This is a genomic window from Herbaspirillum sp. (assembly GCF_017744395.1).
Classification (GTDB): Bacteria; Pseudomonadota; Gammaproteobacteria; order Burkholderiales; family Burkholderiaceae_D; genus Herbaspirillum.
Genome location: NZ_JAGIBI010000001.1, coordinates 970,865 through 997,367, shown reverse-complemented (window position 1 = coordinate 997,367; position 26,503 = coordinate 970,865). Strand labels below are relative to the sequence as shown.

Here is a 26,503-nt window from a genome sequence, read left to right as displayed (position 1 = left end):
CAAAAACCGCGGCGTGCCGCGGTTTTTTATTGCCCCTGCGATCGGGGGCGTCCACAATGATCGGCGCGCAAATGCCTGCGCCGATCACATCGGAGCGATGGATGCAATACCTATGGAGGCCAATGGCCGTTACCGACCTGCCGCAAGTGATGGCGATCGCGGAGCGGGTGCATGTCGGTTATTTCGAAGCGGAAGAGGTCTTTGCCGAACGCCTGGCGCGCTTTCCCCGCGGTTGCCGGATGGCGGTGGCGCGCGATGGGGCCGCTTGCGGATACGCCATCATGCACCCCTGGCATCTGGGCCAGCCGCCGGCGCTCAATCGTTTGCTGGGAGATGCTTGCGCGGCCGTGGATTGCCTGCACCTGCATGACATCGCGCTGTTGCCGGCCACCAGGGGCGCGGGGCTGGGGCGTGGCGCGGTCGATTTCATGCGCACCGTCATGCGGGAAGAAAAGCTGCCGCATGCCGCCCTGGTCGCAGTCCATGGCTCAATGGGATACTGGCGCAATTTCGGTTTCGAGCCCTGGCAAAATGAAGCGCGGCAGTTGCGTGAATACTTGCGCAGCTATGGCGAGGGAGCCGTCTACATGAGCATGGTTGCGCCTGCATCCAACGTTTGACGTCACCCATCCAATATGAAAAGCGCCCGGCATCAATCAAACCGGGCGCTTTTGCTTTTCAGGAGCGGGAGCGGCTTCCTGTAGCGGGACGGCGCGATCATAAGTCCGGCTTTGGCCCGACAGCGCCTGCGCGATCTCTTCGAGGATGGTTTGGGTCGGGGCCGGCCTGCCGTCGGTGAGCAGCAACAGCAACAACAGCGATGCCGCCATCAGCGATTTCCCTTTCATCGGCGCCGTATCGGGTTGCGGATCGGGCGATGCGAGAGACGCGTTGAACAGAAAAACCGCAAAGGCGCCAATGCCCACGCCGGCAATGACTTCCGACATCGAATGCGCGCCGAGTATCAGCCGCGACATGGCGATTGCCACGACCAGCAGTGCGGCCAAGGATAAATAGAACAAGCGCCGCCCCGCGCCATGCTCCTGCGAGAGCAGCAGGGCCATTCCTAAATACAGCATCGCCGCCGATGCGCTATGGCCGCTGATGCCGGTGAAGTTCAGCAAAGGCGGAGCGATATTCCATGCCATGAACAGGATTTTGCTGACCGCCACGAGCAGCATCGCCAGGCCGAACCACCATCCCCAACGCAGCGCTTGCTGCCATCGGCTGTTGCAAACTAGCCATAGGAACAGCAGAGCTGCGCCGGGCAAAGTGAAATTGCTGTCGCCAAAAAAAGTAATAAAAGTCCACATAAATTCAGATTTTTCCTTTGTTCCTACAGGCACAGCAGATATCGGCTGATTGACTATTTTTCAGTTTGAAAATTGCTAGCACATAAATTTCTATTACACAAGATAATTTCAATATTTTTTTGCCTAAAAATCGAAAATGATGCATGATTGAGACTATATTTTTGTGTTGCGACGCAGCAATAAGGGCAAAAATCCTTATTTAGTTGCTGTTTTGCAAAAGAAAGGCTTGGATAGAGCGAATGATGTTACGGCGCAATTTCTGTTTTTCAGCCCGGCTTACCCAAGGGATTGCCGCACTGCTGGCCAGTAGTGCTACGTATGCGCAAACTTCCGGCAATGCTGGCAACAACAGCAACAACAACGGGCAAGTCGTCACGCCATACGTGCAATATTCGATGACCTATGACGACAACGTGCTGCGCCTGAAAGATGCAGAGCAGGCGCGGTCGATATTGGGTACGGACCAGATGTCCGATACCTATCGTACGGCGGTAGGCGGGATTCGCATCGACAAGATGATCAGCCGGCAGCACCTTACCCTGGATGCCAGCCTGAACCGTACCGACTTTGACCATTTCAGGCAATTCGACAATACCGGCAAGGATGCCAAAGGAGATTGGGGCTGGGCGATCGGCAACTACTTCTCAGGGAACATCGGCTACATCTACTCGGAAGCGCTGACGCCTTTCCAGAACTTCCGCGTGTTCGAGAAAAACCTGCGCACGCAAAAGACCCAGTATGCCTCGGCCGCGTGGCGCATGCATCCAGACTGGACCTTGCGCGCGCAATTCACGCGCCTGGGCCTGGACTACAGCCTGGCTTCGCAGCAGATCAATACGTTTACGCAGGACATCTCCGAGGTGGGATTGGATTACACCGCCCGCAGCGGGAGTATCGCCGGGATCCAGTTGCGCCATACCAATGGCAATTACCCGAATCCGACGATCATCGACGGGGAAGAAATCAACAACTCCTTCAAGCAGGATGAGATCAAGGCCAAGGTGTTGTGGCTCTACAGCGGCAAGACGCGCCTGCAGTTCCTCGGCGGCCTGGTCGAGCGCAAGCGCCAGTCGGCCAACGATGTGAATTTTTCCGGATTCAACGCGCGCCTGATCGGCGACTGGGCCGCCACCGGGCAAACTTCGCTGACGATGAATCTTTGGCGCGAGATCGGCGGTCTCAACGATGTCGATGCGAACTATGCATTGACCAACGGCGTCAGCCTGGCCGCCACGACCAAGGCATCCGACAAGCTCAAGCTCGACGGCCTGGTCGACTATGAAAAGCGCAACTACAACGGCGCCACCGTCATCACCGGCGTCACCCCATCAGGACGCCGCGACAAGTACGGACGGGCTGCGTTCAGCGTCACCTACATGCCGCTTCCTTCCTGGTCACTGATGGCCTCGATCTTTCGTGAAAAACTGCAGTCGAACATCGACAATTTTGGCTATGTCTCCAACGGCGTTGTCCTCACGGCACGCTATGAATTCTGAGGGCTGAAATGAACGAGATGCATGATCACCTGCCTCTGGCCAACATCAAGCCGCATTCACTGGCGATGTTGTTCAAGCGCATCCTTGAACCGGCGCTGGTTGTGGTCGGCCTGTGGCTGATCACGAAAATCGAGCGCCTGCCTTTCACCGGCGACTACTGGGTGCTGTCGATCATGACTTTCTTCGTCAGCTCCTATGTGTTCGGCGAGTTGCATGAGCGGCGCCTGCGCAAGGATCCCAGGAGCGTGAAACTGGTCGCGCCGATCTTCGTCGACTGGGGCGTGGTGATGGGTATCCTGCTGGTGCTGGGCTACGTGTGCGAGTTCTACAGCCAGTTCTCCATGCGCGTGCTCGTCCCCTGGGCGGTGGGCGCGCCGATCGGCCTGTTGGCGGCCCAGCATGTGCAACTGCGCGTGATGAGCGACTTGCGCACTAAGGGCGACATCCACAAGGCGATCATCATCGGCGTCAACCCGACCGCGCTGAAACTGGCGGAGCGCTTGAACGACTATCCCACGCTGATGATCAACCTGGTCGGCTTCTTCGATGACCGGTCCGTCGGCCGCCAGCCGGAAGGCACCTACACGCCGCTGCTGGGCTCCATGTCGGATGTCGCGGCCTATGTGCGCGAACACGGCATCAACAGCGTCTATATCAGCATGCCGATCTCGGCCCAGCCGCGGGTGCTGCAAGTGATCGATGAGCTGCAGGACACCACCGCCTCGATCTACTTCATCCCCGACATCTATATCTTCAACCTGATCCAGGCGCGCTTCGACTACGTGGGCGGCATGGCGGTGATGGCGATATGCGAGACGCCGTTCACCGGCATGAACAACTTCATCAAGCGCGCCAGCGACATCGTGCTGGCCACGGTGATCCAGTTGATGCTGCTGCCGGTGATGCTGGTCATCGCCATCTGCGTCAAGGCCACTTCGCCCGGGCCGGTCATCTTCAAGCAGCGCCGCTATGGCCTCGACGGCGAAGAAATCGTGGTCTACAAATTCCGCTCCATGACCGTGATGGAAGACGGCGGCAAGGTGCAGCAGGCCACCAAGGGCGACATGCGCCTGACCAGGATCGGCGGTTTCCTGCGCAAGACCTCGCTGGATGAGTTGCCGCAGTTCTTCAATGTCCTGCAGGGGCGCATGAGCATCGTCGGGCCGCGCCCGCATGCGATCGCGCACAACGAGCTGTACCGCAAGCAGATCAAGGGCTACATGCTGCGCCACAAGGTCAAGCCCGGCATCACCGGATGGGCGCAGGTCAACGGCCTGCGCGGCGAAACCGAAACGCTGGACAAGATGCGGGCGCGTATCGAGTTCGACCTGGAATACCTGCGCCGCTGGTCCCTCATATTCGACCTGAAGATCATTTTCCAGACGGTGCGGATCGTATTGAAACGCGACAACGCCTATTGAGCGGTTGCTTGTCGGGCAGCTTGCTGTTTTCCGCTGCCATTGCAGATTCTGTCCACGCATGCGCGCCACGGCCGATTGCCGCTCGGCACCGGCATGCGCGGCAGGCAGGTTTGGCTTTAACTGACAGAAGAACATGGATATTCAAGTGCGAAAGTCCGGGATGCCCGGCGCCGTTTTATTGGCAGTGGCCGTGCTGGCGCTGGCCGGTTGCGAAAAGGCGAAGCCATCGGGCCAGTCGCTGGCGCAGGTGAATGGTGAGGAAATCACCGTCCATCAGCTCAATGCCGAAGTGAAGAGTTTTCCGGGGTCGCCGCCGGCGACTTTGCTGGAAGCGCTGGTGAACCGGCAATTGCTGGTCGATGCGGCCAGGAAGGCCAAGATCGATGAGGACCCGGCGGTGCTGGCCGAATTGCAGAAAGTGCGGGACACCGTGCTGGCCCAGGCCTATGTGAACCGCCGCGTCGGCCCCATCGCGCCGCCGACAGAGCAGGAAATCGCGCAGTTCTACAAGGATTCGCCGGATAGCTTCGCGCAGCGCCGCCAGTACGAATTCGGCGAAGCCATCATCGATCCCAAGGACATGAGCGCCAAGATCGAAGGCTTCATGGTCGGCAAGAAGAGCATAGATGAGATTGGCTCTTTCCTGGACGGCGAACATGTGCCGTATCGGCGCGAATCGGCGAGCCGTTTCAGCACGGAGCTGCCGACGACGATGTCCGAGAGCCTGCGCACGATGGAGCCGGGCACGGTCTTCGTCGTCAAGGAAAACGACCAGACGCTGCTGGTGTCGTTGCAAAGCGCCAGGTCGGCGCCGCTCAGCCTGGCCGAGTCCACGCCGCAGATACGCCAGTTGCTGACGGCGAGGAAATATACCGAGCTGGTCAATGCGCAAATCAAGCCGCTCAAGGAAGCGGCCAGGATCGAATACCTGGCGCGCGGCGAGGCGATCATGAAAGCCGCGCCGCAGCAGGCCCAGCCTGTCAAGCCGCCATCGCAAGGCGAAGTGGCCTCCGGCGACGACGGCCACATCCAGCGTGGCATCGCGAGTATGAAATAAGACAAGGCGTCGGGAATTGCGGTATCCGCGGTATCCGGACGCGACGAGATTGAAAACGCTTTGAAACCGAGGTGGAAAAGATGAAAAAGTTAGCAAATTTCTTGAGCCTGGCGACGACGTTCGCGATGTTCGTATTGGCATTGGGCATGGCCCATGCGGCCGAGGTGCCGCTCGGGCCGGGAGACGTGGTGCGCGTCACGATCTATGGCGATACCAATCCGCCCACCGACACGCGGGTCACCGAGGCCGGGAACATCACGGTGCCGCTGGTCGGCGAAGTGCGCGTGACGGGATTGTCCACGGCCGAGGCTGAACAAAAGATCGCGCGCCAGTTGCGCGACAAGGGATTCATGAAGGATCCGCAGGTCAACGTGCTGGTGACCACCGCGGCGAGCCAGCAGGTGGCCGTGCTCGGGCAGGTCGCCAAGCCGGGCCGCTATGTGCTGGATGGGCCGCGTACCGTCACCGACATGATCGCCATCGCCGGCGGCGTCACGCCCGACGGCGGCGACATCGTCACCCTGGTGCGCACCGCCGACGGCGTGACCAAGCGCGACCAGATCAACCTCTGGGAACTGAGCAACGGCGGCGACACATCCAAGAACGTCGTGCTGGGCAAGGATGATGTGCTGGTCGTCGAACGCGCCCAGAAATTCTTCATCTATGGCGAAGTCCAGCGCCCGGGCATGTATCGCCTCGAACATGGCATGTCGGTGCTGCAGGCGCTGTCGGCCGGCGGCGGCCTGACCCTGCGCGGCACCGAAAGGGGCATGAAGATCAAGCGCCGCGACAGCAGCGGCAAGCTCACTGAAATGAAAGTGGACGGTGAAACCATGGTGCAGCCGGACGACATTGTGTACATCAAGGAAAGCTGGTTCTGAAGGCGGAGCGACTTCGCCCGGATGCCGGGCCAGCCTGAACCGCCAAACCGACCGAGACCCCAACCGAGATTGCGACTATGAATTTCACCCAGTTATTGCTCATCCTGCGAGCGCGCAAAGGCATCATCTTCAAGGTGCTGTTCAGCGTTGTGCTGCTGACCGTGCTGGTCAGCCTGGCCATGCCCAAGACTTACAAGGCCAGAACCAGCGTGGTGGTCAACTTCAAGGGCGTCGACGCCCTGACCGGGGTGGCGTTGCCGGCCCAGCTCACGCCCGGCTACATGCCGACCCAGGTCGACATCATCAACAGCAAGGCGGTGGCCTTGAAAGTGGTGGATGCGCTCAAGCTGGCGCAAAGCAGCGACGCGCGCCAGTTGTTCGAGGATGATACCGGCGGCGCCGGCGACTTCCGCGACTGGTTGGCGCAGTTGCTGCTGAAGAAGGTGGATGTGGTGCTGTCGCGCGACAGCAACGTGCTCGACATCACCTACAAGAATTCCGACCCGGCCTTTGCGGCGGCGGTGGCCAATGCCTTTGCGACCGCCTACCAGCAAGTCAGCATTGACTTGAAGGTGGCGCCTTCGCAGCAGGCCTCCAGCTATTTCGCCAACGAAATCAAGCGCCGCCGCGACGCCTACGACGAAGCCCAGCGCAAGATGTCCAAGTACCAGGAAGAGAACGGCATCGTCAACACCGACAACCACTACGACGTGGAAAACGCCCGCCTTGGCGACCTGTCGACGCAACTGGTGCTGGCGCAGTCGCAAGCGATGGAAGCCAGTTCGCGCAGCGCCCAGGCCCGCGGCGCGAAGGCCGGCGAGTCGCCGGATGTGGCCAGCAACACGCTGATCCAGACGCTCAAGGCCAACCTGAGCGCGTCCGAATCGAAACTGGCGCAACTGTCGCAGCGCCTGGGCGTGCATCACCCCGACTATCTCGCCGCCAAGGCGGATGTGGACAACCTGCGCACGGAATTGAACCGCCAGATCGGCATCGCCTCCAATGCCGTGAGCAACAATGCCGCCGTCTTCGCCAAGCGCGAAGCGGAACTGCGCGCCGCCGTCACGGCCCAGAAAACCAAGGTGCTGGAGCTCAACCGCAAGCGTGACGAGCTGTCCGCCTTGCAGCGCGAACTCGACAGCGCGCAAGACGCCTACAAGACCATCACCCAGCGCGCCACGCAGGTGAGCATGGACATGTCCGCCGTCCAATCCGACATCGGCGTGCTGGCAGTGGCGTATCCGCCGGTGGAACCGTGGGTGCCGAAGCTGCCGCTGAACATTGTGCTGTCCCTGTTCGTCGGCACGTTCCTCGGCATCATGACCGCCCTGGTGCTGGAGCTGATGAACCGCCGTGTACGTTCGCTGGCCGATCTGCAGAGCCTGGTGGGCGGCCCCGTGCTGGGCGTGATCGAGCGCGGGCGCAAGGCGCCCGGCCGGCGCCGGATCTGGCAGCGCAGGAAAGCGATAACCGCCTGACCATGAGGCCAGGCGGCCAGGAACCGAGCCTTCTTACCCCGGAGCCGAAACAATATGACGACCTTACAACTTCCATCCAACACTACTCCTTTCCCGAAAGACAAGATGCCGCCTGACCGATCGATCGGCGCCATCTTGGTCGACAGCGGATTGCTCACCCAAGAGGACGCGGAACAGGTCTTGCGGCTGCAAAAGGAGCGCGGCCTGCGCTTCGGCGATGCCGCGGTGGAGCTGCGCCTGTTGAGCCAGGAAGACATCGATTTCGCCCTGTCGAACCAGTTCGATTATCCCTACCTGCGCAAAGGGCAGAGCAATGTCAGCGCCGAACTGATCGCTGCCTACGATCCCTTCGATGCCCAGGTCGAGGCGCTGCGCGCCTTGCGCAGCCAACTGATGCTGCGCTGGTTCGATGCCGAAGCCAACCGCAAGATCATGGCGGTGGCCAGTCCCGGACGCGGCGAAGGGCGCAGCTTCCTGGCGGCCAACCTGGCGGTGGTGTTTTCGCAGCTAGGCGAGCGTACCTTGCTGATCGACGCCGACATGCGCCACCCGCGCCAGCATGAGCTGTTCGGACTGAAGAACAACACCGGCCTGTCATCCTTGCTGGCCGGCCGCGGCGAAGACGCGGTGCATCGCATCCCGGCATTGGTGGGCTTGTCGGTGCTGACGTCGGGGCCGAAGGCGCCGAACCCGCAGGAGTTGCTGGGGCGTCCCGCCTTCAAGCAATTGCTGGCCCAACTGGCGCCCAATTTCGACGTGATCCTGATCGATACGCCGGCCGGCACCGAATACGCCGATGGCCAGACCGTAGCGGTGCGCGCGGGATCGGCCATGATCGTCGTCCGCAAGAATCTCAGCCATATCGCGGCGGTGCGCGGACTGAGCGAACAGTTCTCCGAGTCCGGCGTGACGGTAGTCGGATCGATCCTGAACGAATTCTAAGAAATCCACGGGGGCAACCAGCAAGGAGAGATACCTGGACGGGTATCTCCGGAGAGTTGCGCCCTGCGAAAAGTGTTGTGTAGCGCATTGACCGGTTTCCACATCAGATGACAGACATGGAATTTCCCATTTCGAAGCGGCAGGACATGCCGCTTGCCGACCAGCCGGGCGCCGCGCCGCAAGCCGGCCGCGCGACCGCAGGCGGGCAGCGGGTATTGCTGCCCTGGCTGCTGGTGCTGGGCGGGGTGCTGGTGCTGTACATGCCCAGCGCCATCGACCTGTTGCGTGGCCCCTGGGGCAGCGAGCGCAATGCGCATGGGCCGATCGTGCTGGTGGTGTCGGCCGGGTTTTTCTACCTGCGCATACGCCAGTTGCTGCGCGCCGGCCAATTGCAGCGTGCGCCCAATCCCGTGGCCGGCATCGCGGTGCTGCTGGCCGGCCTGTTCCTGTTCGTGCTGGGGCGCTCGCAAGCGATCCTGCTGTTCGAGGTCGGCTCGCTGATTCCGGTGCTGGCCGCGACCGTGATCTTTTTCTATGGCTGGCAAACCTGCCGCCGCATGTGGTTCGCGTTCTTTTTCATGCTGTTCATGATCCCGTTGCCGACCACCTTCGTCGACACGGTCACGCTGCCGATGAAGATCGCCGTGTCGGCGGTCACGCAGGCGATCTTGCACGGGCTGGGGTATCCGGTGGCGCGCGACGGCGTGATCCTGGTGATCGGCCAGTACCAGCTGCTGGTGGCCGACGCCTGCGCCGGCCTGAATTCGCTGTTCACGCTGGAGGCGCTGGGGTTGCTGTACATGAACCTGGTGCGGCATCGCTCGGTATTGCGCAACACCATCCTGGCCATGCTAATCGTGCCGATTTCATTCGCCTCCAATACGGTGCGCGTGACGGTCCTGGCCTTGGTTACCTACTATCTCGGCGACGCGGCCGGGCAGGGCTTCCTGCACGGTTTCGCGGGGATGCTGCTGTTCCTGACGGCGCTGGGCCTGATCATGACGATCGACAATGCCCTGGTCTGGCTGGTGGAACGCCGCGAGCGCTCGCGCAAGCCGGCCGCGCCTGTCCTGGTGCGGCCGGAGAAGGAGCGGCAGGCTGTCCTGTGGCGAAAAAATATCGGCTTGTTCAGGATCGGCGGCAAGGCCGCCGCCGTGCTGGCGGTGTCGATGGCTACCGCGCAGGCGGTTTCCATGGCGCTCATGCCGTCGCCTGCGGTGGCCGGCGACGTCCCCCGTTTCGAGTCGCTGGTTCCGCACCGCTTCGGCCAATGGACCGAAGTACCGTCGCCTTATTTGCAAGTGGACCTGGCGGTGGGCGAGGAAGGAGCCGCCAGCAGCGAGCAGCCGTACGACGCGGTGCTGATGAAAACCTATCGCAACGCCGCCGGCCGCCAGGTGATGCTGGCCTTGGCCTACGCCCGGGAGCAGCGGCAGGAGGTCAAGATCCACCGGCCGGAGGTGTGCTACACGGCGCAAGGATTCGTGCAACTGGCCCATGACCGGGCGGATTTTCCGATGGCCGCCGCAGTCCCGGTGGCGGCTGTCTCCGGCGAGCGTTTCCTGATGCGAAACAAGGATCGCCTCGAAGCCGTCAGCTACTGGATCCGCATCGGCGACGCCTTCCCGCGCGGCGGCTGGCAGACGCGGGTGAAATTGTTCCGTGACGGCCTCGGCGGCAAGGTGCCGGACGGCATCCTGGTGCGCGCTTCCAGCCTGGTGGACGACTCCGCGCAGGCCGAAGCGGCCTATGCCCTGCAACAGGACTTCCTCAAGGATTTCGTCGGCGGGCTTGGCCCGCAAGCCAGGGCGCTGTTGCTGACCGGCGGCGCCGGAAAGAACACCGTGGCCATGGCCCATGCAGATACCCATACCGGAGAAGAAAAATGACGACCTTCCTGATCGCCATGTCGGCAGCATGTTTCCTGCTGGCGGCCCATCCCTTCGTCACTTATCCGTTGTCGCTGGTGTTGCTGCGCGCCATCGGGGTGTTCGACTGGCATGTGCCGCATGGGACGCTGCTGCCGTTCGCCGATCCCGACAAGATGCGCTTCGGCATTTGCGTGTGTGCCTATAACGAGGAAACGGTCATCGCACAGACGCTGCGGCGCCTGATCGCGTTGCGCGAGGCCGAGCCCGATCTGGAAATCCTGGTGCACGTGGACTATTGCACCGACCGTACCGCCGAGATCGCGCGCCAGTTCGAATCGGAACTGACCGTGCTGCTGGTGGCCGAGCGCCGCCGCGGCAAGACCGAAGGCATGAACCGCCTGGTGGCATTGTCCAAGGCCGACATCCTGTGCTTCACCGATGCCAGCGTCGAGATCGATCCCGGCGCGTTCGCCCATTTCCGCCGGCATTTCGCCGACCCGGAGGTCGGCGCCGTGTGCGGCAAGCAGGTGTTCACCGACCACAACGGTTCGGTCAACGCCGCCTCCAACGCGCTGTATTGGCGCATCGAAGAAAAGATCAAGAAGCTGGAAAGCGATGTCGGTTCCATCATGACGCTGGACGGTTCGCTCTACGCATTGCGCAAGCCGCTGCGCCATGCGCCGCCGGAAGACATCGTCGACGATTTCTTCATCCCCTTCATGGTCATGGTCGGCGGCTACCGCGTGGTCCAGTCGCAGGAGGCCAGGTCGCGGGAGCCTTCCGTGACCGACGATGGCGAGGAAATGCGCCGCAAGATCCGCATCGCCTGCCAGGGTTTCAACGCGCACCGGGCCCTGTGGCCGGTGCTGCGCCGGATGCAGCCGCTGACGCTGTACATGTACCTGTCGCACAAGTTCATCCGCTGGTTCGGCATCCTGTTCCTGGCGCTGGGCTGGCTCTTTGCCGAAGCGAGCCTGCTCAGCGCCGATTACGGCTGGCTGGCGCTGGCCTTGCTGGTGCTCACTTCGCTGGGCCTGCTGCTGGGCTTCAAGCTCAAGATCAAGCCTTTTTCCACCATCGCCAACATCCTCATGGCTTTCGCCGGCGCCGGCTTGGGCGTATGGCAATCGATCACCGGCGCGCGCTACCAGGTGTGGGAACCGCCGGGCAGCGTGCGCAAGATAAAAGAAAAGTAAAGGCAGGATGCAAATGAAATGCTTATGGATAGCCCGTGAGATCCCGTTCCCGGCCGACAGCGGCGACCGGATCTATACCGCCCAGCTCTCGCAATCGTTCGCCCATGCCAACGGCGACCTGACCTTCATCGGCATCGCCGACCAGCACACCCGGCCGGCTCCCGCCGGCGCCGGCATGCAATGGAAGAGCGTCGGCGGCGGCCGTTACGGCACCGCGCGTTCGCTGCTGAGCACCATGCCGCTGGTGGCCGCCATGCATGCGACCGGGCGTTACCGCGCCGAACTGAGCGCCTTGTACGCGCAGCACTGGGACGCGATCGTGTTCGACCACTACGCCTCGGGCTGGGCGCTGCGCGAGTTCATGCAGAAGAAGCCGTCACTCCGGCCGCGCCTGGCCTATATCGCGCACAACCATGAAGAGAAGGTGCTGCGCGCGGTCGCCGCCGAATCGGATGCCGGCCTGATCAAGCGCGCCGGCTTCTGGCAGAACTACCTGAAGGTCAAGTCGATGGAGCGCTACATGGTGGAGACGGTGGATGTGGTCACCGCCATCACCGCCGAGGATGCGGCCGGTTTCACCGCGCAAAGCCCCGGAGTGAAAACGCTGGTGCTCACGCCGGGTTACAACGGCAAGGTCAGCGAAAGCCGCCGCATCGACGCCGCCGGGCCGCGCCACGTGATCATGGTGGGGTCTTTCCGCTGGGCCGCCAAGCAGGAGAACCTGCGCCAGTTCCTGAGGATCGCCGACCGCGCCTTTGCCGACGCCGGCATCGTGTTCGACGTGGTGGGCGACATGCCCGCCGCGCTGCGCAAGGAACTGGAACCCGGCCTGAAGGCCACCGTGCTGCACGGTTTTGTCGACGACCCGAGCCCGATCTACGAGCGCGCGCGCATCGCCCTGGTACCGGAAGCGATCGGCGGCGGCTTCAAGCTGAAATTCCTCGACTACGTTTTCCAGCGCCTGCCGGTGGCGACGCTGGCCGACGCGGTGGCCGGCCTGCCGGCGCAGTTGCGCGCGCAGATGATCCAGTCGCCCGACCACGCCGCATTGGCGCAGGCGGTGGTGCGCGGCATCGACGATGTCGCCGCGCTGGAGCGCATGCAAAACGCCGCCTTCGATGCGGCGCGCAGCCTGTTCCGCTGGAGCGACCGCGGGCAGGCCTTGCTGGCGGCGCTGGCGCAGTGAAGCAGGGCCGGCCGATCCGGAACCAGCCTATCCATTTTTCTTACCAGAGGGCCGCATCCGATGTCCCATCCATCCATTGCCATCGTTACGCCGTCCTACCGTAACGACTTTGAATACGTCAAGGACCTCAGCACGAGCCTCGATGCGCATTGCTCGATCCCGTTCCGGCACATCCTGATCGTGCCGGAGTCCGACCTGGAGATGTTCTCGGTGCTGAGCTCGGGACGGCGCATCGTCATGTCCAAGGAATCCGTGCTCAAGCCGCACGGCTTCTTCAGGCTGCCGCTGCCCAAGCGGCTGCATATCCCCGGCCTGGTCGACCGCCGCTTCAAGGAGCAGTGGTACAAGCCCGGCGTCGGCCGCCTGAGCGGCTGGCTGGTGCAGCAACTGGTCAAGCTGGCCGCGCCCGACTATACGGATGCCGAGGTGATGGTGTTCGTCGACAGCGACGTGTTCCTGTTCCGCGAGCTGGCCGCCGGCGACCTGTACATCGACGGCGCCCTGAAGCTGACGCAAAAGCCCATCCATGCGGGCATGGCTTCGCACATCGCCTGGCACCGCAATGCCCTAGAGCTGATCGGCGCCAGGGGTTTCGACGGCGCCTTGTCCAATTACATCGGGCAACTGATCTGCTGGCGGCGCGACGTCCTGGCCAGGCTGCAGGAACGCATCACCGAAGTCGCCGGCGAGCACTGGATGCTGGCGCTGGCGCGCAAGCGCGACATTTCCGAATACATCCTCTACGGCGTCTTCGTCGAAACCCTGCTGTCGCGGCAGGAACATCGCCACGCATTCGATCCGGCCGGCCTGACCTGCTCGTACTGGACCCCGGAGGCCGGCTTCAAGGCCGAAGCGATGGCCGGCAATGTCCTGCCGCAGCATGTCGCCCTGCATATCCAGTCAACCATTCCGATGAGCCTGGACAAGCGCAAGCAGACGCTGGCGCAGGTGATCCGGATGCAAGGGGCGCGGGCATGAGGAGCGAACAGGACCTGGTTTTCACCCGGGAGCAAGCGCGCCCGGCGCGGGTAGGCAATGTCAGGCTGCGTCGCCTGCTGGCCCTGGCTATCGCGCACCTGCCGCTGGGCGGCTGGCGCAAGCTGGGTTATGTGTGGCTGCTGGGCTACCGCTTCGGCGCCGGGACGCGCCTGGGATGGCAGGTGCAGATCGCCGTCGACAGCTTCGAGGCCGGCGCCGGTGTGACGATCCGGCGCGGCACCACCTTCATCGGTCCGATCTCGGTGCGCCTGGGCGACCGCGCCTTCATCGGCCGCTACAACAAGATCGAATGCGGCGACGGCGCCGCGCATGGCAACGTCAGCCATATGAACTACGCCCGGCGCTTCATCGTCGGCAACGACTGCCTGATCAACGAATCACACCTGTTCGATGTGCTGGGCGAGATCCGGATCGGCGACGACACCTGGGTGGCCGGCTTCGGCTCCCAGTTCCTGACCCACGGCGCCGGCACCATGAACCGCGATATCGCCATCGGCGGCGAATCCTTCCTCGGGTCGGCGGTGCGTTTCGCGCCGGGCAGCGGCGTGGGGGACAAGGTGATCGTGGCCATGGGCGCGGTGGTCACCAAGCGCATCCCGGACGACCGGGTCATCGTCGGCGGCGTGCCGGCCCGCGTCATCAAGGCGCGGGCCGAGGACGACAAGCATACGTTCACCAAGACCTGGGAGGCATGAAGCATGCCTTTCGACAACCTCCATCAGCCGATTCCGGTCGCAACGCAGGTGAAGCCGCTGGCCTATCGCCGCGACATCGATGGCTTGCGCGCGGTCGCCGTGCTGTCGGTGGTGCTTTACCACGCGGGTATCGGCGCGGTGCCGGGCGGATTCGTCGGGGTGGATATCTTTTTCGTGATTTCCGGCTACCTGATCTCGACCATCATTTTCCACGACCTGGAAACCGGGAAGTTTTCGCTGGGCCGCTTCTATGAGCGCCGCATCCGCCGTATCCAGCCGGCGCTGGTCGTCATGGCGCTCCTGACGGCGGGGCTTTGCGCGGTGGCCTTCGTGCCGATGGATTTCAAGCTCTTCGCGCAGAGCGTGGGGGCGACGGTGCTGTTTTCGTCGAACATTTATTTCTATCTGAAGAGCGGCTATTTCGACCCGCTGGCGGAGACCAAGCCGTTGCTGCATACCTGGTCGCTGGCGGTGGAGGAGCAGTATTACCTGTTGTTCCCCTTGCTGGCGCTATTGCTGTGGCGCCATGCGCGGCGCCATCTGGCGGGCGTGCTGGCGGCGCTGGCGTTGGCATCTTTCGCGTTTTCGGTGTGGCAGGCGCGCGCGGCCCCGACCGCGGCGTTCTACCTGCCGTTCGACCGGGTATGGGAATTGCTGGCCGGAGCCTTGCTGGCATCGGGCGCGGTGCCGCCGGCGCGCAGCGCGGCATTGCGCACGCTGCTCGGTTGCGTCGGCTTGGCCGCGATGCTGGCGGCGGTCTTCCTGTTTTCGCCGCATGACGTGTTCCCCGGCGAGCGGGCGCTCCTGCCATGCCTGGGGGCGGCGCTGCTGATTCATGCCGGGCAGGGCGGCAGTGCGGGCGCCAACGCTTTGCTGTCGACCCGCCCGATGGTGTTCACCGGCCGCATTTCCTATTCGCTTTACCTGTGGCACTGGCCGCTGATCGTGGTGGCGCAGTATGTGCTGCTGCGCAAGCTGCGTGGCTGGGAAGTGCCGCTTTACCTTGCACTTGCCTATGTCCTGGCCTGGGCCAGCTGGAAATGGATCGAACAGCCCTGGCGCGACGCCAAGCTTATCGCCCTGAGCCGTTCCCGGATTTTTGGCGTGACGGCGGGCGTCACCGCGGCAGGCATCGCTTTCGCCGTGGGCATCCATGTCATGGACGGCATGCCGGGGCGTTTCTCCCCCGAGGCGCAGCAATATGCGGCCGTCGCATTCGATACCAACCCCATGCGCAGCCGTTGCGACAGCCCTTCGCGCCAACGCTTGGCGGCAGGCGACGCATGCACCATCGGCGCGCCCGATGCGCCGTTGTCGTTCGCCTTGCTGGGCGACAGTTTCGGCGATGCGTTGGCGGCTGGCGTCGACCAGGCAGCCAGGGATGCCGGCAAACGTGGCCTGCTGCTCACGCACAGCGGCTGCTTCCCGCTGGCCGGCGTGCGGCAGTCCGACAACCATTCCTGCGACGGCGTGGCCGATGCGACGCTGAAGCTGCTCGCCCGGCATCCCGAGATCGGGAATGTGGTGATCGCCGCGCGCTGGACCTCGGCCTTGCTGGGCACGCGCTTCGGCCAATTCGCGCAGGATGGCTGGTTCCTGCGCGACGACGAAACGCGGCAGACCGGGTATGCGGAAAACCGCCAGGTATTCCAGCGCGGAATGCTGCGTACCTTGCATGCCCTGGAGGGCCGCCGCATCACCGTGCTGGCCTACATTCCCGAGCAGCGCTATGACGTCCCGCGGGCGATGGCGCTGCAACGCACCTTCGGCTGGCCGCGTTCAGTGGAACTGGCGCGGGACGAGCACGAGCGCCGCCAGCGCGACTTGCGCGAGGCTTTCCGGCGCCTGGCGCAAGTGTCGCCGGCCGCGTTCGAGGTCATCGATGTCGGTGCGGCCATGTGCGGCGACAAGTCCTGCGCCGTGGCGCGCGACGGCGTGCTGATGTATGCCGACGACAACCACCTGTCGCGTTCCGGGGCGATCCTGATGAAGCCGCTCTGGCGTCGCGCCATTGCCCCGGTTATCGAAGGAGGGCAGTGATGGAACAGGTTCAGCCCCAGGTGGCGATGCGTTCCGTTAGCGGCCGTCTGGCGGCGCCGATGGCCGCGCATCCGTCGGTGATGCGCCTGCATGAGCTGGACGGGCTGCGCGGCATCCTTGCCTTGCTGGTGGTCTCGTACCACATGTATGGGCCGCTGCCGCTGGTGCATGCGGCATTTGCCGGGCATGCGGCGATCCTCACCCAGGCGTGGTATGCGGTGGATGTGTTTTTCCTGATGAGCGGATTCGTGATGATGCACGTCTACGGGAAAACCTTCGAGGAGCGGCCATCGCTGGCCACGTTCCGGCTGTTCATGCGGGCCCGCTTCGCCAGGTTGTATCCGGTCCATCTGGCGGCGCTGACGCTCATGCTGATCGTGATGCTGCCGTTTCTTGCGCATACGGCCGGGCTGTTTTCCTGGCACGGTCGGTACAGCCTCGGCGCATTCGCGGCATCGCTGCTGATGCTGCACGGTCCCTGGGTGGAATACCGCTCATGGAATTATCCGGCCTGGTCGATCAGCGCGGAATGGCACGCCTACCTGCTGTTCCCGGCGATGTGGCTGCTCGCGCGCCGCGCCGCGGGAGCCAGGGCGGTACTGCTGCTGGCGTGCTGCACCTTGATCCCGTTCGCCGTGTATCTGATGGATGCCCCGTCGGAGCGTTACCCGACCAATGGAGTCGTCCTACTGGCGCGGGCGATTCCCCTGTTCTTCGGCGGCATGCTGCTGTACCGCCTGCACCACCTGAACCGTATCCGGTGGCGCGGCGGCGCGGCGGCCGTGTGCGTGGCGGCCACCGTCGCGCTGCTGTGCTCCGATGCGGCGCCGGCGGCGGTGCTGCTGGCGCCTTGCCTGGTGCTGTCGGCCTTGTCGAAGAACTGGTTCCAGTCGCTCCTGCGCAGCAAGCCGCTGCTGTTCCTGGGAAAGATCTCGTACAGCCTGTACATGACGCATGCCCTGGTGGAGATGTTTTTCGTGGAGGCGACGCTGCGCGCGGCGTCCCGCTACCTGCATGCCGAACTCAACGCCGGGCTGGCCGTCTCCTTCGGCTTGTGGCTGGCCGGCGTCGTGCTGGCGCTGGCGTTGGGATATGTCGCCTGGCGCTGGCTGGAAGAACCGGCCCGCCGCTGGCTGATGAAACGAAGCGATGCCGTGGCGCGAGCCTGAGCCGATACCGAAAGCGATGCAAATGAAGACGATGCTTCCCAACCTGCAAATCCTGCGTTTCCTTGCCGCCGCCATGGTGCTGCTCAGCCATGTGCAGCACCAGGCGGGGAACATGCGCTTCGTCGGCGCGGATTACGTTCCCTGGAACGGCATTTACCTGGCGGGCGGGGTGGATATCTTCTTCGTCATCAGCGGCTTCATCATGTATTCCATCTCCAGCGGCGACTTCGGCCGCGCCGGCGCCGCCGGGAAGTTCTTCACCCGGCGCCTGGTGCGCATCGTCCCGCCGTACTGGCTGTTTACCGCGGCCATGGTGGTGGCCGCCTTCATTTTTTCGGACCATATCCAGCATCCGCTGATGTCGCTGGACCATATCCTGGCTTCGCTGGTGTTCCTGCCGTACGCCAATCCGTATGGCAAGCCTTATCCAATGCTGATGCTGGGCTGGACCCTGAATTACGAATTCTTCTTCTATGTGGTGTTCGCGCTGGCCTTGCTGTTTTCGCGCAGGGCCGGCCTGCTGTTCGTGGCGGTGGCCATCGGCGGCCTTGCCGTCCTCGGTCTGTTCGATACGTTTGCCAGCCTGCCGATGTCGTTCTGGAGCAATCCGATCATGCTGGAATTCCTGCTCGGCATCGGCCTGGCGATGGCGCGGGAAAAGGGCGCGCGTTGTTCCACGGCGGCCTCGGTCGCGCTCATCGCCGCGGGGTTCGCGGCCATGTTCGCGCTGATGCAAATGGGCATCGCCAACCACCACTGGGCGGTGCGTTTCCTGTGGATGGGGCTGCCGGCGCTGGCGATCTGCGCCGGCGCGGTATTGCCCGAACAGCCGCCGCATGCGACAGGAATCGGCAAGCCGCTGGTGTTCCTGGGCGATGCCTCGTATGCCCTGTATCTCTCTCACCCTTTTGCGCTGAACCTGGTGGCGGTGTTCTGGAAGCGGAGCGGGCTTGGCGATCCTTATCTCTATGTGGCACTGAGTTGCGTCTTTTCTTTGCTCGTCGGTTGCGCAACTCACGTTTTGATTGAAAAACCGATGACCCGATATCTAAACCGAAGGCTGACGCAGCGGCAGGGCGGGCAAATCCGCCGGCAGGCGGCGATCAGACAAGATCAACATGAAGCGCCATGAATGGACGGACTTTTCCATGAAACCATTTACCCTTTTCTTCCGTATGCATCCTGCCGGCACCGCATTCGCGGCATGCGTCGCCTTGTTCGAGGCCGCTCCCGGCCAGGCGCAGCAAGCCATCAGCCTGCCGGTGCCGACCCAGGCCGCCGTACCGGGCTGCGTCCCCGTGTCCGCAACAGGCGGCGCGACGGTGTCGCTGCGGCGCACCTTCTTCGACGATTTCGCCAAACTGGACCTGGACTCGGGCCGCTGGACTCCCCATTACGACGGTGGCTATGACGACGCGAACCAGCGCTGGCTGGGTTACGACTGGGTGGTCAAGCGCACCGCGCCGGCTGCGCACGAGCAGCAGATCTATGTCGACCAGAATTACAAGGGGACGGCCCCCATCCCGTTGCGCCTGAATCCTTTCCGCGCCGGCAACGGCTTGACCATCACGGCCGACCGCGTCCCGGCGGAGCTGGCCAATGCCTTGCCGGGGTTCCTGTTTACGTCGGGCTTGCTGACCACGCGCAAATCCTTCCTGCAGCTGTACGGGTATTTCGAAATGCGCGGCAAGGTCCCGGAAGGAAAGAACCTGCTGCCCGCCTTCTGGATGCTCCCCTGGGACAAGAGCTGGCCGCCTGAACTGGACATCATGGAAGCGCCCGGCCATGTGCCGGACAAGATCGTCTCGACCGTCCACTGGAAGGAACCCGGCGGCCAGTTGAAGGCATCCGGCTGCCGCACCGCGCTGGCCGGGTTCGGCAACGAATTCCATACCTATGGCGCGCTGTGGACGCCGGAGCGCATCGTGTACTACATCGACCGCAAGCCGGTGGCGCAGATTTCCACGCCGCCGGGATTCGACCGGCCGATGTACATGATCGTCAATCTGGCCGTCGGCGGCAGTTGGGTCGGCATGGCGACGCCCGATGCGCCGATGCCGGTCAAGTTCGACGTGAAGCATATCGCCGCCTACACGATGGGTGACCCGGCCGCCTGCACTACGGCGGCCAATGGAGTGATGACATGCCAGGGACAATGAGCCATACAGAGACCATCAATGCCGCCAAGCCCCGGCGCGAGCGGGCTGCGGCCACGCACAGCCGCGGCAGAGGGCCGTTCTGGACCTTGCTGCTGGTCATGTCGATCGTGCAGTTCTCCTCGGCATGGCTGTATCCGGCCAGCACCTTCGGCGGCGTCGACACCATGATCAACGAAAAGGCCATGGGCATCCCGTTCCAGTACCTGTTGTGGCTGCTGGTGCTGCTGGCCTTGTGCCTGCATGTCGCGCGGGCCGGTTTCGACTTCCTGGCCAAGGCGCTGCTGCCTTTCCTGCCGTTCTTCCTGGTCGGCTTGTTCGCTTCCGTGCTGGGCATCGCGCCGTTCACGTCGATCCGCAGCCTGATCCTGTGGACGTTTTGCGCATTGGCCGCCGCGGTGATCCCGTTTGAACTGCCGGCGCGGCAATCGGTGAAGTGGCTGTTCCGCATGTCGGTCATCCTGATCGTGCTGTCGGTGTTGCTGTCGGTGCTGGTGCCCAAGATCGGCGCGGTCGATTACGGGACGACAGGCTCGGTCTGGCGAGGCGTATTCACCAACAAGAACCAATTGGGATGGATCGCCACGCTGATCCTCCTGGTCTCCGCCGGGATGTGCACCAGGAAGAACTGGGTGTGGCCGGTGCTGATGATTCTCCTGTCCGCGGTCTGCGTCTGGAAATCCGGTTCGAAAGGCGCGCTGGTGGCCGGCATCCTCACCCTGGGCTACCTGGGGCTGGTGAAACTGCTGCGCTCGAAGGTCACGCCCGCCCTGGGGGTGACGACGGTGCTGCTGGCGCTGGGCTGCATGCTGGTATTCGGGTTTTTCGTGATGCCCGAGATCCTGGCCGCCCTGGGGCGCGATGCCACCTTTACCGGGCGCACGTTCGTCTGGTCCCTGTACTTCAATTCGATGCTCAACACCCCTTTCCTCGGGGAAGGGCCGGGCGCCTATACGGCCTTGTCGGAACTGACGACGCCGATGGCGATACGGCTCACCGAACTGGGGGCGATCGTCACGCCCCACAACGCCTTCCTGGGCGCATTCGGGGATGGCGGGATCTTCGGCGTCTTCGCCTTTGCCGGCGTGCTGATCTATCTGGGCATCGTCTCGCCTTTCCTGAGGCAGGACCGCATGACCCTGGTGTGCGCCGGGATCGCATTTTTCAACATGGCGCACGGCCTGGTCGAAACGCACGAGGTGTTCATCGCGGGCTTCGGCTGGTTCCTGATGATCTTCCTGCGCGCGCTCTCGATGAAGCAGGAAGAAGAGAGCGCCGCAGCCGGTATTGCAGCCGATGCTGCAGCCGGGAAGGGGAAGCGCGCCGCGCAAGCTCATCGCGCAACGGTGATGAAGAGGTAAGCGCGGCCACCGGCCGCAATCCTCCCCATCCTTCCTTCAACCATTTTCCAATGGAGATGACTGATCATGACGACGGTCCACAACACGAATCCCAGTGCCTCGCTGGCCATTGGCCTGTGCACCTACAAGCGCCGCCCGTCGCTGGAGCGCCTGCTTGAACATATTGCGATTTCCGTCGCCGCGCTGGGGCGGCCGGCGACGGTCATCGTCGCCGACAACGACGGCAGCGATCCCGAGGTCGGTAAGTCGGTGGCGGCCTTTTCCGCCAGGAGCGGCATCGCCGCCAGCTACCTGGTCGAAACCACGCCCGGCATTTCCGCCGCGCGCAACGCGGTGTTCGATGAGGCGGCCCGCCTGGGCGTGCGCTTCATGGCGATGATCGACGACGACGAATGGCCGTCGCCGCAATGGCTGGCCGAGCTGCTCAAGACCCAGGCCGCGCAGCAGGCCGCCGTGGTGGGCGGGCCGGTGCGGCCGGTGTTTCCGGACGAGGCCCGGCACCTGCAGAAATATGCGCGCTACTGGTCGGTGGAGAAGCAGTTCCTGGAGGGCAAGCCGTTCGTGTTTTGCTCCTGCAATTTCCTGATCGACATGCAGGCAATCGCCGGGGAACCGCGCCCCTTGTTCGATGACAAATTCGGCTTGTCCGGCGGCGGCGATACGGTGTTTTTCCGCAAGCTGTTCTATCGTGGCCATCCGATGGCATGGTCGGATGCCGCCTGGATCAACGAGGAAGTGCCGCAATCGCGCGCCGGTTTCAAGTGGATGCGCCAGCGCCGCTACCGTGTCGGCAACCATGCGGTGCGCTGGGAAAGCATCGGCGGCAAGTCGGCGCGCTCCTTCGTCAAGACGCTGGGCATCACGGCACGCCTGCCGTTCTATCCCTTGTTCCGGCGCGAACCGGAATCGCCCCTGGTCGGCTGGCTGCTGGAATACGACAAGGTGCGCGGACGCTGGGCTTCGCATTTCGGCGATGTATTCGTCGAATACGCGCGCCCGGAAGAGCCGGGGCAAAAGACATGCCGCTAATGCCGGCCGTCCTGGCATCCCGGCTCTCCGGGCTGGAGAGCCGTTTCAGGATCTGGACCATCGCGTCGACCATGGTGCCGACCATGGGGGCGCTGGGCCTGCAACTGGTCACCTTCGCGCTGACCGCGCGCGGCCTGGGCGTGGAACAGTTCGGCCGCTACACCGCCTTGCTGGCGGTGGTGGCGGTCGGCGTCGAAGCGATCGGCATGGGCGGCGCCGACCTGCTGGTGCGGGCGGTATCGCGCAACAAGGAAGCGTTCGGCACCTATTACGGCAACATGCTGCTCGGCATCGCCCTCACCTTGCCGGTCGCGGTGCTGGCCGGCACGCTGGTGGCCGCCGGCATCCTGCGGGTGGAGGTGGCGCTGCCGTTCATCGCGCTGGCACTGTTCGCGGAGATCGGCCTGGCGCGCGTGTCGGCATCGACCGAGCTGGCGATGGTGGCGCATGCGCAGACCGCGCGCGCCGGCTGGGTGCGGGTGGCTACCGTGGTGGCACGCCTGGTGGCGGCGCTGCTGTTTTTCATCGTATTGGAACGCCATGCGCTGGACGAGTGGATCGTCTGCCTGTCGGTGCAGTCGGTGGCGATGATGGCGTTCTATGCCTGGCTGGGGGCGCGCTTGTACGGCGCGCCGCGCTGGGTCCTGCTTGGAGGGGAAATGAAGAGCGGTTTCCTGTTCTGCGCCAACCAGGGCGCGCGCGCGATGCAAAGCAACCTGGACCGGATGGTGCTGTCGCGCTTCGCCGATGCCTATTCCCTGGGCGTGTACGGCGCCGCATCCCGCATCCTGCAGTTGGGCTTGTTCCCGATGCAGGTGATGACGCGCATTTTCTATCCGAAATTTTTCCAGCACGGCGCCAACGGCATGGCCGCCAGCCGGGCGTATGCACTGCGCGTGGCGCCAGCCTTGTTCGGCGCCGGCGTGCTGTCCGGCGCCATGGTCGCCTGCGCGGCCTTGCTGGCGCCGCATGTGCTGGGCCGCGATTTCGCCGGCAGCGTGGAGGTGACCGCCGGGCTGGCCTTGTCCTTGCCGTTCATCGCCTTGCAGTATCCGGCGGCCGATGCGTTGACCGGCGCCGGCCGGCAAGGCATACGCGCCGTCATTTACGGCGTGGCGGCGGTCGGTTTCGGTTTCGTGCTGGTGGCGGGCGTCTGGCTCAAGGGCGTGCCGGGGCTGATCGGCGCCTTCGTATTCGCCCAATTCCTGCTGGCGGCGATCCTGTGGGGGGCGGCGTTCCGGTGCAAGGACGTCCCCGACGGGATTGCGCCGGCGAACACAATTTATGTTGATGAAGGAAAGTGAATGAAGATTACTGTTATCGGTACCGGTTATGTCGGCTTGGTCACCGGCGCATGCCTGGCGGAAATGGGCAACGACGTGCTTTGCCTCGATCTGGATGAAGGCAAGATCCGCATCCTGCGCGAGGGCGGCATTCCCATCCATGAACCCGGCTTGCAGGTGATGGTGCAACGCAATGTCGCATCCGGTCGCCTGAATTTCACCACCGACATCGAGGCCTCGGTGGCTTTCGGCGAACTGCAGTTCATCGCCGTCGGCACGCCGCCGGACGAGGACGGTTCGGCCGACCTCCAGTACGTGCTGTCGGCGGCGCGCAATATCGGCCGGCACATGGACGGTTACAAGGTGGTAATCGACAAGTCGACCGTGCCGGTGGGTACCGGCGACAAGGTGCGTGCGGCGATCCGCGAGGAGCTGGCCGGGCGCGGCCTGGAGGTGTCGTCGATGCCGTTCGACGTGGTGTCGAATCCCGAATTCCTGAAGGAGGGGGCGGCGGTGGAAGACTTCATGCGTCCCGACCGCATTGTCATCGGCGCCGACAGCGACCGGGCCATCGGCATCATGCGCGAGCTTTACGCGCCGTTCATCCGCAACCACGACCGCGTGATCGTGATGGATGTGCGTTCGGCGGAATTGACCAAGTATGCGGCCAACGCCATGCTGGCCACGCGCATCTCTTTCATGAACGAACTGGCCAATCTGGCCGACGACCTGGGGGCAGACATCGAGCAGATCCGCATCGGCATCGGTTCGGACCCGCGCATCGGTTTCCATTTCCTGTATCCGGGCTGCGGCTATGGCGGCTCCTGCTTTCCCAAGGATGTGCAGGCGCTGATCCGCACGGCCGACGAAGGCGGGCGCAAGCTGAAGGTGCTGCATGCGGTGGAGGAGGCCAACGCGGCGCAGAAGCATGTCCTGCTGGACAAGATCCGTGCGCAGTTCGGCAGTGACCTTGGCGGCAAGACCTTCGCGCTCTGGGGCCTGGCGTTCAAGCCCAATACCGACGATATGCGCGAGGCATCGAGCCGGGTCGTGATCGAAGGGCTGTGGCGGATGGGCGCGCGCGTGCGCGCCTACGACCCGGTGGCGATGGACGAGGCGCGCCGCATCTATGGCAACGATGACCGGCTGTCTTATGCCGGCTCGCCGCAGGAGGCCTTGTCAGGGGCGGACGCCCTGGTGATCGTGACGGAGTGGAAGGAATTCCGCGTGCCCAATTTCGATGCGATCAAGCGCAGCCTCAGGCGCCCGGTGATTTTCGACGGCCGCAACCTGTATGCGCCGGAGCAGATGCGCAAGCGCGGGATCGAATACTTTGCCATCGGCCGCCGTTGATATTGTCGGTTTGGAATCGAAGGGCCGGTGTAGTATTGGCGCCAATGACCATTGGAACGACGCCGCAACCTGTGCCCGAGCTACGGAAACAAGCGTGCAACACCTGATTTTATGAGGACGTTATGAAAATTTATCCCGTCATCCTTTCCGGCGGTTCCGGCACCCGTCTGTGGCCCTTGTCGCGCGCGGCCTTGCCCAAGCAACTGATATCGGTGGTGGGCCAGCGCACCATGCTGCAGGACACCGTGGCCCGCGTGAGCGGCTGGCCGGAGATCATGCCGCCGCTGTTCGTGTGCGGCAACGACCACCGCTTCATGGTGGCGGAGCAGATGCGCGAGATCGGCGTCAAGCCGCTGGGCATCATGCTCGAACCGGTCGGCAAGAACACTGCGCCGGCGGTGGCCGCCGCGGCCCATCTGCTGCTCAGGCAAGATCCGGATGCCGTCATGCTGGTGTTGCCGGCCGACCATGTGATCAATGACGTCGAAGCCTTCCAGGATGCCGTGTCGCGTGCCTCGGAAGCGGTCGCCGGGGGCGCCCTGGCGACGTTCGGCATCCTGCCTTCCGTGCCCGAGACCGGCTACGGCTATATCCGCCGGGGCAAGCCGGTGGCCGGCGTCGGCGACGCCTTCGTGGTGGACAAATTCGTCGAGAAGCCGGACCTGGCCACCGCAAGGGGCTTCCTGGAAGAGGGCAGCTATTCCTGGAACAGCGGCATGTTCCTGTTCAAGGCCGCCGATTACCTGGAAGAACTGAAGGCGCATCGCCCGGATATCGCCGCGCCGGTCGAACAGGCGGTCGCCAAAGGCTACGAAGACCTCGATTTCTGCCGCCTGGACCAGGCCAGCTTCGAAGCCACGCCTTCCGAATCGATCGACTACGCGGTCATGGAAAAGACCCGCAAGGCGGTGGTCGTGCTGGCCGATATCGGCTGGAGCGACGTCGGCTCATGGAGCGCGCTGTGGGCCGTGCAGGAAAGCGACGGCAACGGCAACGTGGCGCGCGGCGACGTGCTGCTGCAGGATGTCTCCAATACCCTGGTGCGCGCGGAAAGCCGCATGGTGGCCGCGCTGGGTGTGGAAGACCTGATCATCGTCGAGACCGACGACGCGGTGCTGGTCGCGCACAAGGACAAGGTGCAGGACGTCAAGAAGATCGTCGATACCCTGAAGTCGTCCGGGCGCAGCGAGCACCTCCACCACAAGCGCGTGTTCCGCCCGTGGGGCAGTTATGAGAGCGTGGCCGAGGGCGATCGTTTCCAGGTCAAGCGCATCATCGTCAAGCCGGGCGAAAAACTCTCGCTGCAGATGCACCATCACCGCGCCGAGCACTGGGTGGTGGTCAGCGGCACCGCCTTGGTGACGCGCGGGGAAGAGACCAAGCTGCTGAGCGAAAACGAATCGGTCTACCTGCCCGTCGGCATTACCCATCGCCTGGAAAATCCGGGCAAGTTGCCGCTGCACCTGATCGAGGTGCAGTCGGGCAGCTATCTGGGGGAAGATGACATCGTGCGCTTCGAGGATATCTACAAGCGCGTCTGAATCGCCTGCAAGGCTGCGGCTCGTGCTCCTTTGCGG

22 protein-coding genes are annotated in these 26,503 nt (G+C 63.6%); 21 read left to right on the top strand and 1 reads right to left on the bottom strand.

What is annotated here, in order from left to right; genetic code table 11:
- The first annotated feature begins 122 nt into the window (after positions 1–122).
- Complete coding sequence (locus J7548_RS04475; RefSeq protein ID WP_290970903.1) at positions 123–620, top strand: GNAT family N-acetyltransferase; 498 nt, start codon at positions 123–125, stop codon at positions 618–620.
- A gap of 36 nt (positions 621–656) precedes the next feature.
- On the opposite strand, the gene J7548_RS04470 is transcribed toward J7548_RS04475, so the two are convergent.
- The gene (locus J7548_RS04470) at positions 657–1,313 is read right to left on the bottom strand and encodes a phosphatase PAP2 family protein (protein ID WP_290970900.1); all 657 of its coding nucleotides are present in this window, start codon (positions 1,311–1,313) and stop codon (positions 657–659) included.
- Positions 1,314–1,552: 239 nt separating this feature from the next.
- On the opposite strand from J7548_RS04470, the gene epsL reads away from it, so the two are divergent.
- The 20 genes from epsL (at position 1,553) to J7548_RS04370 (ending at position 26,467) form a co-directional block, all read left to right on the top strand.
- Positions 1,553–2,809, top strand: coding sequence for an XrtB/PEP-CTERM-associated polysaccharide biosynthesis outer membrane protein EpsL (gene epsL / locus J7548_RS04465; RefSeq protein WP_290970897.1), 1,257 nt, complete (start codon positions 1,553–1,555; stop codon positions 2,807–2,809).
- A gap of 8 nt (positions 2,810–2,817) precedes the next feature.
- Positions 2,818–4,230 carry an undecaprenyl-phosphate glucose phosphotransferase gene (locus J7548_RS04460; RefSeq protein ID WP_290970894.1) on the top strand — a complete coding sequence of 471 codons (1,413 nt, stop codon included), beginning with the start codon at positions 2,818–2,820 and terminating at the stop codon, positions 4,228–4,230.
- 145 nt (positions 4,231–4,375) lie between these two features.
- Positions 4,376–5,287, top strand: coding sequence for an EpsD family peptidyl-prolyl cis-trans isomerase (locus tag J7548_RS04455; protein WP_290970891.1), 912 nt, complete (start codon positions 4,376–4,378; stop codon positions 5,285–5,287).
- 80 nt (positions 5,288–5,367) lie between these two features.
- Entirely contained in the window at positions 5,368–6,168 is an 801-nt protein-coding gene (epsE, locus tag J7548_RS04450) for a polysaccharide export protein EpsE (protein WP_290970888.1), read from the top strand.
- A gap of 77 nt (positions 6,169–6,245) precedes the next feature.
- Positions 6,246–7,646: a chain length determinant protein EpsF gene (gene epsF / locus J7548_RS04445; protein WP_290970885.1), complete on the top strand. Its 1,401-nt coding sequence runs from the start codon at positions 6,246–6,248 to the stop codon at positions 7,644–7,646.
- A 105-nt stretch (positions 7,647–7,751) separates the two neighbouring features.
- Positions 7,752–8,588: a chain length determinant protein tyrosine kinase EpsG gene (gene epsG / locus J7548_RS04440; protein ID WP_290970883.1), complete on the top strand. Its 837-nt coding sequence runs from the start codon at positions 7,752–7,754 to the stop codon at positions 8,586–8,588.
- 116 nt (positions 8,589–8,704) lie between these two features.
- Positions 8,705–10,477 carry an exosortase B gene (gene xrtB, locus J7548_RS04435; protein ID WP_290970880.1) on the top strand — a complete coding sequence of 591 codons (1,773 nt, stop codon included), beginning with the start codon at positions 8,705–8,707 and terminating at the stop codon, positions 10,475–10,477.
- Positions 10,474–11,655, top strand: coding sequence for a glycosyltransferase (locus tag J7548_RS04430; protein ID WP_290970877.1), 1,182 nt, complete (start codon positions 10,474–10,476; stop codon positions 11,653–11,655). Before xrtB ends, J7548_RS04430 begins: the two co-directional genes overlap by 4 nt.
- Before the next feature lie 13 nt (positions 11,656–11,668).
- On the top strand, positions 11,669–12,841 hold the full coding sequence (locus J7548_RS04425; RefSeq protein WP_290970874.1) for a glycosyltransferase: 1,173 nt from the start codon (positions 11,669–11,671) through the stop codon (positions 12,839–12,841).
- 60 nt (positions 12,842–12,901) lie between these two features.
- Positions 12,902–13,819 carry a DUF6492 family protein gene (locus J7548_RS04420; protein WP_290970872.1) on the top strand — a complete coding sequence of 306 codons (918 nt, stop codon included), beginning with the start codon at positions 12,902–12,904 and terminating at the stop codon, positions 13,817–13,819.
- Positions 13,816–14,535: a hypothetical protein gene (locus tag J7548_RS04415; RefSeq protein WP_290970869.1), complete on the top strand. Its 720-nt coding sequence runs from the start codon at positions 13,816–13,818 to the stop codon at positions 14,533–14,535. Before J7548_RS04420 ends, J7548_RS04415 begins: the two co-directional genes overlap by 4 nt.
- A 3-nt stretch (positions 14,536–14,538) precedes the next feature.
- A complete protein-coding gene (locus J7548_RS04410) occupies positions 14,539–16,575 on the top strand; it encodes an acyltransferase family protein (RefSeq protein ID WP_290970867.1) in 2,037 nt (678 codons plus the stop codon).
- On the top strand, positions 16,575–17,744 hold the full coding sequence (locus tag J7548_RS04405) for an acyltransferase (RefSeq protein WP_290970866.1): 1,170 nt from the start codon (positions 16,575–16,577) through the stop codon (positions 17,742–17,744). Before J7548_RS04410 ends, J7548_RS04405 begins: the two co-directional genes overlap by 1 nt.
- A gap of 22 nt (positions 17,745–17,766) precedes the next feature.
- Positions 17,767–18,876, top strand: a complete 1,110-nt coding sequence (locus tag J7548_RS04400) for an acyltransferase (protein ID WP_290970864.1) — start codon at positions 17,767–17,769, stop codon at positions 18,874–18,876.
- A gap of 16 nt (positions 18,877–18,892) precedes the next feature.
- Positions 18,893–19,903: a glycoside hydrolase family 16 protein gene (locus J7548_RS04395; RefSeq protein ID WP_290970862.1), complete on the top strand. Its 1,011-nt coding sequence runs from the start codon at positions 18,893–18,895 to the stop codon at positions 19,901–19,903.
- Positions 19,900–21,261, top strand: a complete 1,362-nt coding sequence (locus J7548_RS04390; protein WP_290970860.1) for an O-antigen ligase family protein — start codon at positions 19,900–19,902, stop codon at positions 21,259–21,261. Before J7548_RS04395 ends, J7548_RS04390 begins: the two co-directional genes overlap by 4 nt.
- Positions 21,262–21,327: 66 nt before the next feature.
- Positions 21,328–22,290 carry a glycosyltransferase family 2 protein gene (locus tag J7548_RS04385; RefSeq protein WP_290970857.1) on the top strand — a complete coding sequence of 321 codons (963 nt, stop codon included), beginning with the start codon at positions 21,328–21,330 and terminating at the stop codon, positions 22,288–22,290.
- A complete protein-coding gene (locus tag J7548_RS04380; RefSeq protein ID WP_290970854.1) occupies positions 22,281–23,594 on the top strand; it encodes a lipopolysaccharide biosynthesis protein in 1,314 nt (437 codons plus the stop codon). Before J7548_RS04385 ends, J7548_RS04380 begins: the two co-directional genes overlap by 10 nt.
- Complete coding sequence (locus tag J7548_RS04375; protein WP_290970851.1) at positions 23,595–24,926, top strand: UDP-glucose/GDP-mannose dehydrogenase family protein; 1,332 nt, start codon at positions 23,595–23,597, stop codon at positions 24,924–24,926.
- Positions 24,927–25,048: 122 nt separating this feature from the next.
- Positions 25,049–26,467: a mannose-1-phosphate guanylyltransferase/mannose-6-phosphate isomerase gene (locus tag J7548_RS04370; protein WP_290970848.1), complete on the top strand. Its 1,419-nt coding sequence runs from the start codon at positions 25,049–25,051 to the stop codon at positions 26,465–26,467.
- Positions 26,468–26,503: the final 36 nt, after the last annotated feature.